Source organism: Chryseobacterium sp. WG23 (genome assembly GCF_024586575.1).
In the GTDB taxonomy this organism is placed as follows: Bacteria; Bacteroidota; Bacteroidia; order Flavobacteriales; family Weeksellaceae; genus Chryseobacterium.
On sequence record NZ_JALCZE010000016.1, the window covers coordinates 116,215 to 124,890 of the forward strand.

At 38.4% G+C, this 8,676-nt stretch carries 4 protein-coding genes; 3 read left to right on the top strand and 1 reads right to left on the bottom strand.

Annotated features, from left to right (window positions below; all coding sequences use genetic code 11):
• The first annotated feature begins 31 nt into the window (after positions 1–31).
• The 3 genes from sprA (at position 32) to MP477_RS21395 (ending at position 8,116) form a co-directional block, all read left to right on the top strand.
• Entirely contained in the window at positions 32–7,057 is a 7,026-nt protein-coding gene (gene sprA / locus MP477_RS21385; RefSeq protein WP_257192026.1) for a cell surface protein SprA, read from the top strand.
• A gap of 329 nt (positions 7,058–7,386) precedes the next feature.
• Positions 7,387–7,764 (top strand): glycine cleavage system protein GcvH, encoded by a 378-nt coding sequence (gene gcvH, locus MP477_RS21390; protein WP_047496612.1) that lies wholly within the window; start codon positions 7,387–7,389, stop codon positions 7,762–7,764.
• Positions 7,706–8,116 (top strand): VanZ family protein, encoded by a 411-nt coding sequence (locus tag MP477_RS21395; protein ID WP_373567442.1) that lies wholly within the window; start codon positions 7,706–7,708, stop codon positions 8,114–8,116. The genes gcvH and MP477_RS21395 overlap by 59 nt, the downstream gene beginning before the upstream one ends.
• A 358-nt stretch (positions 8,117–8,474) precedes the next feature.
• Here the strand turns inward: MP477_RS21395 and MP477_RS21400 are convergent.
• Positions 8,475–8,676: hypothetical protein (locus MP477_RS21400; protein WP_257192024.1), on the bottom strand; the 202-nt coding region annotated here is incomplete at its 5' end.

The following is an 8,676-nucleotide window of genomic DNA, read 5'->3' on the forward strand; positions in this document are numbered from 1 at the left end:
TAACATATTTTTGTTCCTGTCGTTTCTTTGTATGTCTGTCAGTGCTTTTGCACAGCAGCAGAAAAAGGATACAGCAATCATAAGAAAAGAATATGAAGTGGCTGACCCTACAAGGTATGAAGCCTATTACGACATAAAAACCGGGATGTACTATGTGTATCCTAAAGTTGGGAATACCATTACAGGACCTCCCACAGCAATGTCTCCTGAAGAATATAAAGACTATATGCTGGCCACGCAGACCCGGGCATATTATAAGGAGAAATCTGAAAAATACAATCTCCTTTTCAGAAAAGACAAAACCGATGCGCGTAAAAAAGGATTAATCCCGTCAGTGCAGATCAATAACAGGCTTTTTGAAACTATTTTCGGAGGAAATAAGATTGAAATCATTCCTACAGGATACGCTTCCCTTGATTTTGCAGGTCTTTACCAAAAAATAGATAACCCGATGATTCTGCCTCAGAACAGAACCAGCTTTACTTTTGATATCAATCAGAGAATTCAGCTGGGATTATTGGGTAAAGTTGGGGAAAACCTTCAGCTAAAAGCCAATTATGATACCCAAAGTGGTTTTGCTTTTGAGAACAGAATGAACCTTGTATGGCAGGCTAAAGGAAACTGGAAGGATCTTCAGAGCAAAGGGCTTGGAAATGTAGATAAACCTAATGCAGGTGGTGAGGATAAAATCATCAAAAGGGTTGAATTTGGTAACGTAAATATGCCGCTTTCAACAAGTTTGATCCGTGGGTCACAATCTTTATTCGGGGTGAAGGCTGAATTTCAGCTGGGTAAAACCTTTGGAACAGTTGTCCTTTCCCAGCAACAAGGTGAAGCCAGAAATATCGTAGTACAGGGTGGTGGGGTAATGAATAATTTTAAAGTCAATGCTGTTGACTATGAAGATAACCAACACTACTTTTTAGGACATTACTTCCTGGGAAAATATGAGGCTGCTTTAGCTAATTACCCACAGATCAATTCTACTATTAATATTACCAGAGCGGAAGTTTGGGTATTGGATCAGGGAAATAGCAATCTGGCTTATCAAAAGAATATTATCGGGATCCGAGATCTTGGAGAAGGTGCTGGTGGAGCAATGCTGCCAGACAACTCTCTGAACGGATTATATACTGCTGTGAGTACTACAGCGGGTACCAGAGAACCAGGTAAAAATTATGGTGCTATTTTTCAAGGTCAGATTTTTCCGGGAAGTGCAGTACCTTATGACAATAGTGAAGAATTCATCGTCAATACAAAAGCGAGAAGGCTTAATACCAATGAGTATACATTACAGCCGCAGTTAGGATATATTTCATTAAACCAAAAACTAAATAATGACCAGATTTTAGCGGTATCTTACTCTTATACTGTTGGGGGAAGTAATAAAGTATATAAAGTCGGGGAATTTTCGGAAGAAAGTCCGGTTTTAATTACCAAGGTTTTAAAAGTAAACAATAGAGTAAATACAGAATCTCCGATGTGGAAGCTGATGATGAAGAATATTTATTCTTTGGATGCAGGGCAGGTTGCACAGGATGGTTTTATGCTGAATTTATATTATAGAGATCAGAAAACAGGAGGAAAAGTAAATTATCTTCCCGGTACTCCGGTACAGGATCAGAACTTACTGAAATTAATGAACTGGGACCGTTTGAATATGAATGGTGATATTCAGAATAATCAGGACGGCTCTAAAGGTGATGGTATTTTTGATTTTGTCAATGGGATTACAGTAAGACCTGAAAACGGGAAAATAATTTTCACTAAAGTACAGCCTTTTGGAGATTATATGCAGAGCTTAGTAGGAAATGATCCAAAATATGTTCTTCATGATTTATATGACAAGCAAAAATTAGCTCTAGCGCAATCTACTGTTCCTCAGTGGTATACGATAGAGGGGCGTTATAAAGGAACACAGGGGCAAGGGATCTCCTTAGGAGCTGTCAATGTTCCGCAAGGATCTGTAAAAGTTTCTGCCAATGGAGTACAGCTGAATGAAGGGGTAGACTATACCGTAGACTATATGCTGGGAACCGTGACGATCATTAATGAAAATGTGAAGCAGTCCGGCCAGGCGATTAATATTTCACTGGAAAACCAGCTAACATTTAATACCCAGCGAAAAAGATTCTTAGGATTAAATTTAGAAAGAAGGTTTAGTGAAAACTTTATTTTAGGAGCCACGGTCGTCAATTATTCGGAATCCCCACTTACCCAGAAAGTAAATTACGGACAGGAAGCCGTAAATAATACAATGGCAGGGATCAATTTGATGTACAATAATCAGGTTCCGTTCCTGACAAGGCTTACCGATAAACTGCCATTGGTAAAAACGGAAGCTCCGTCCAACGTAAATTTTAAAATGGAAGGAGCCTACCTGCTTCCGGGACTGAATAAAGGAACCAACGATCAGTCTTATATTGATGACTTTGAACAAACGACTTCTAAAATATCCTTAAAAGAACCTGCCGCCTGGAGTTTAGCCTCAAAACCTGAGAAAAATACGGTTGCTCCGTTCAATAATCCTCCTCTTAACGATGATTTGACCAGCGGCTATGGAAGAGGTTTATTATCATGGTATAATATTGACCCAAGATTTTGGGGAGTAGGGGGAAGAACACCTGCGGGGATTACCCCACAGTCTGTATCCAATCACGCCTCAAGAAGAGTACAATTATCCGAGATCTATAATAACAGGGATTTTGTAGCAGGTGAACAAACCTTTACAAATACTTTTGATATTTCATATTACCCTCAGGAAAGAGGTCCATATAACGTCAATCAGGCCACTGAGCTGGCACAAAACAGATGGGCCGGAATCATGAGACCAATAGGTGTCTCCAACTTTGTAAACTCAAACATTGAGTATGTAGAGTTTTGGATGATGGATCCCTATGCGGATGGAAACCAATTGGGAGCTAATCCCAAACTTTTACTGCATTTAGGAAATGTTTCTGAAGATGTACTGAAAGATGGGAAAATGCAATATGAAAATGGACTTCCAACTCCGGCAACTCCTTCCACTACCACCAACTCAAATTGGGGAGTACAGCCAAAACAGCCACCTATTCTTTATGCATTCTCTACGGAAGGGGAAAATAGAAAAGCGCAGGATGTAGGATATGATGGATTAAGTTCTGATCAGGAGTCCATGAGATTTGGAAATACATTTGTGAACCCGATCACTAATACATCTGACCCTGCTTTAGATGACTTCGTATTCTTTATGTCTGACCGGTTTACAGGAAGCCAGGCTGCTTCACTGGTTCAGCGATATAAATATTTCAGGAACCCGGACGGAAACTCTGAAGCCAACTCTTTGAATGTAGCTTCACAAACGCCGGATGCTGAAGATATCAACAAAGATTATAACCTTGATCAAACTGAAAATTATAACCAATATGTGGTAAAACTGGATAAACCAAGTCTTACATTGGGAGATAACAATATTGTTGATGTAAAGACGGTAAAAGCCAATTTCCAGAACGGACAGTCTTCGGATGTAAAATGGTATCTTTTCAGAATTCCGGTTTCTAAATATGATCTGAATGAAGGAACACACGAGCCTTCTGTTTTAAATAATGTAAGATTTGCCAGATTAATGTTAACAGGATTTGAGCAAACCTCTACATTAAGATTCGGAACAATGGATCTTGTAAGATCTGACTGGAGAAAATATCCATATAAAATTGCCAGCCCTCTTGTAGAGAATCCTGAAGAAGGAACGGCAGGAAGTACTACGTTAAATGATAATTTTGATGTAGGAAGTGTAAATATTGAAGAAAATGCATTTAACCAACCCCCTTATGTACTGCCTCCGGGTATTGACAGACAGGTATTGAGTGGAAATGCAGGAGCACAAAGACAGAATGAAGCTTCTCTTTATATGAAAGCAACTGATCTTCAGGCTGAAGCGAGAGGAGTGTTTAAAAATACAACATTGGATATGAGAAGATATAAGAAGCTTAAGCTTTTTGTTCATACTCATGTTCCTGGAGATAGAGATAATAACATTGGAAAGATTGACCCCAGAACTAAATTTTTCATCCGTTTTGGAAGTGATGCTACAGATAACTATTATGAGTATGAAGCATCTCTAAAAATTACTCCAACCTCTGCAACAGCTCCAATGGAGATATGGCCAATGGAAAACGAGGTAGATTTTGATATCCAGAATTTTGTGGACGCTAAAATCAGAAGAGATAAGAACTCAGCTATAAAATTAACAGACAGAACCTCAGATCCCGTGTTTCAACAGGCTAATGCAGGTGCTAATAAAGATATTTATATTAAAGGTCGGCCTAGTTTAGGAAACATTACAACAATAATGATTGGGGTAAGAAATGCTGATAGAACGCTAGGAGCAATGACCAGAGTACTTTGGGTCAACGAAATCCGTCTTTCTGAGATTGAAAATGATGGCGGATATGCAGGAAATGCCAGCTTAAATTTCAATATGGGAGATTTTGCAACAGTTAATGCAAATGCTTCCTATACCTCAGTTGGATTCGGAAATATAGATTCAAAACCTGCAGAAAGAAACCAGTCTACCCAATCAGCATTCAGTATTAATACAGCCGTTAACGTTGATAAACTATTACCGGAAAAAACAGGTATGAAAATACCTTTGAATTACTCTTATTCACAAACCATCGAGGATCCGAAATATAATCCTCTGGATACGGATGTTGAGTTTAGTAAGGCTGCCAATAAAGCCCAATTGAAAAAGGTGGCACGAACGTATACTCAGCAGAGAAGTATTGGAGTGGTGAATATGCGTAAAGAAAGAGTGAATCAAAATAAGAAACCTAAATTCTATGATATAGAAAACGTTTCTGTGACTGCTGTTTATAACGATGATTATTTCAGGGACATCTATACAAAGAAAAACTATAGACAATACCTGAGAGGATATATTGATTACAATTATACCTTTAAACCATGGGTGATTAAACCGTTCAACAAAATGATCAGTGATACGGCAAAATCTGCCAAATATCTGAGATGGGTGAAGGAATTCAACTTTAATCCGGTTCCTACAAGGTTATCATTCAGAACTGAAATCGACAGGAATTATAATGAGCTTGAATTCAGAAATGTAGAAGCTATTTTAGGAGGAGATACCAGTGGTGATCTTGGAGCATTAAGAAACAGAAACTTCTATTTTGGATGGCAGTACGGATTAGGATTCAACTTTACAAAATCATTAAAACTGGAAATCAATTCTGCAACCAGAACTTTAAATGATAATGTGGATGTTAACACCATGGATAATAAGGCTATTTTTGGAAATATATTCAGAGCAGGAAGACCGGTATTGTATAACCACAGGGTTCAGCTGAACTATAAACTGCCATTCCAGTATCTTCCTTATTTAGATTTCATTAATGCTGAAGTAGGATATGGGTTTACCTATAACTGGAATGCGAGATCTACAGCATTACTTGCAAGCCCGGAAGGTTCGTTAGGATCTGTGGGACAGAATACCAATGTTATCCAGGCAACGGCCACAGCAGATATTCCTAAGTTCTTCGGGCAGTTTAACTATTTTAAAAATATTTCTACCAAACTGCAAAAACGCAAGCAGGAAATTGATTCCCTGAACAATGTGTATACACAGCAATGGGCAAAGAACAGATACAGATATAAAGGCTATAAGTTTAAAAATAAACTTACCGTACTTCAAAGTGCCGCATTCTTCCTGACTTCTTTCAAGCAGTTGGATGTGAACTATAATGAAACAAATGGTACTGTACTTCCAGGATTATTGTCTGCTCCGAACTGGTATGGTTCCGGACAGACATTAGGAGGACCTACAATGGGATTCCTGTTTGGATCACAGGCCGATATCAGAAGAACCGTGATGGAAAATGGCTGGGTAAGTGATTCCCCATACATGACAGATCCATATGTAAGAATGTCAACGAAAGAACTAAGAGCAAATCTCCAAATTGTTCCAATGAATGATTTTAGAATAGATCTTAATATATTGCATAATTATAACAGGAATTTTTCGCATTCCGGATTTAACTATACAAACGGAGGTGTTGCAAACCCAGACTTTACGTTTGCTACTGATTTAATAACCTATTCCAACTCTACAGTACTTCTAAGTACTTCATTTAAGGATGGACAGGCTGTTTATCAGGCCATCAGAGAAAATGCACGCGTACTTTCAACCCGTTTAGGAGGTCCGAATGCAGTTATTGGCAATGATGGATTTGCTGAACATTATAGCATATCCAATGCTTATGTATTAATTCCGGCGTTTAGAGCGGCTGTTGAAGGTAAAGCTGTGAAAACAATGGGAAATCCTAAAAAAGCAGGATTCCCGCTACCAAACTGGCGGATTACGTACTCTGGACTAAGAAATGTACCAATGATTAATGGGCAGTTTACCAAGTTTGATATTCTGCATGGATATACCGCAACCTATACAGCTACGGGAATCCAGTCTAGTATTGACTATTTCAATAGCTTAATTACTAAGGTTAGTGATCCAAATTCTGCGTTTGATGTGAATAAAGATTACATCAATCCATTTACTTTTGCTCAGGTTGGCTATGTAGAATCGTTTGCACCGCTTATCGGAGTAGATGTGACCATGAGAAACAATATGCAGTTCGGATTACAGTATAACAGAAATAGAATGATGGTACTGGGATTAGTGAATCATACCCTTACTGAAGATTCCAATTCAGAATATGTGGTAAGACTGGGATATATTGTCCGGAATTTCAGATTAGGAATGGCGAATGTAAGAGGATCAAAAGGAAAAGGAAGCGATCTTAATATCAGAGGAGATATTTCATTGAGAGACAGTAAAACCTCTATTATGAATATATTGTTAGATGATTCCCAAATCACAGGAGGACAGAGACTTTTAAATATCAAACTTTCGGCAGACTATAATGTTTCCGAGAATCTGAATTTAAGAGTGTTCTATGAGCAGATGACTTCCAAGTATAAGATATCAACTGCATTTCCACTGTCAACGGTTAGAGCAGGTATTTCTGCAACGTTTACATTCGGTGATGCTGGTGGTGGTTTCTAAGAAAAAAATTAACATATAATTGCTAAAACTAAAATCCCTTTCTGCTATAGAGAGGGATCTTTAGTTTAACTTTATCAGTACTATAGTCAATGTTGGTGTAGGCAGCAATTCTCCTGGGAAAAAAATTACAGTTTCAGTATCTTTTTATGTTTGGTGATTTGCTTGATGCAAAAACCTATCCTAATAAGGTGATTAAAAAATAATATTCAACCTGAATCGCTGCTCCGGCAGCGATTTTTTTATTTCCATTCAAAATTTCTGTAAGATGCTTATTAAAGCTTTGAACCTTTTAGAATTTTGAATACATTTGTAAAAATAAAAATTTAAAAATGAACACACCATCAGAATTAAAGTACACTAAAGATCACGAATGGATCAAGATTGAAGGTAATGTGGCTACAATTGGTATTACAGACTTTGCTCAGGGAGAACTTGGAGACATCGTATATGTAGATGTAGATACCGTAGATGATGACCTTAATGGAGGAGATGTTTTCGGAAGTGTAGAAGCGGTAAAAACTGTTTCAGATTTATTCTTACCTATTGCAGGAAAGGTTATTGAATTTAATTCAGAATTAGAAGACCAGCCTGAGCTGTTGAATACAGATCCTTATGGAAATGGATGGATTATCAAATTAGAACTTGCTGATGGAGCAGATCAGTCTGAATTACTTTCAGCTGAAGATTACCAGGCTATCATTGGATAAGATTTCAAAAATATTTAGTAAGATATTGCCCATTTATTGGGCATTTCTTACTTACATGCTTCTCAAGCCCGGAGAAGAGAACCAGGAATATTGGTTCATGTTCAGTGGTATAGACAAAGTTTTGCACCTGAGTATATTTGCAGCATTGGGATTCGCTTTCATTGCTACATTTCCCAAAATAAAATTCTCTTACTTTTTTCAGATCATCCTTATCTATGCTTTCCTTACTGAAATTCTGCAGGAGGAAATGGGATTGGGTAGATCTATGGAAACACTGGATATCGTAGCAGACACTGTTGGCTGTCTTATCGGGTACTACACCTATAGATTACTGGTCAAACGCTTTTTCTGATCATACAATATAATTTGAAACAGGAAAACTCCATATTTCAAATTTTCCAAAAAATAGTAAGATACTTACATTCCCAACGATCTCCCTCTCGATCTCTAGGTCTCTACATCTCTCGAACTCTCCAGCCCTCCAACTCACCAACTCTCAGACTCTCCAACCCTCGAACTCAAGAGGAGCTTTTTCCCGCTATCCACTCATACTCCTCGCGCCATGGCTCCCTGCGCTGTATCCCTCCATTTTCCAAGCTATGCTGCGGGGTACCCGTTACTATCGGGGCTAGGGTAGGAGTGATACATTACAAAAGAAGCCTGATAAACATGCGGCAGTAAGTGAACGGTCAACGGTGAATCGTCAATAGTCAATGGTCAATGGTCAATAGCCAGCCGCCAGTAGCCAGCCGCCAATAATAAACCCATTCTTTCCGGAACACCTGTTCAATAGGGATGGGCTTTAGCCCGCCCACATAAAACAAACCCCATCCATTGGCTTTAGCCAAAACCAAATCCAGTACCTTCAGATAAGACAACCCGATCATATAAAAGTAATATATAGTAAAAGAA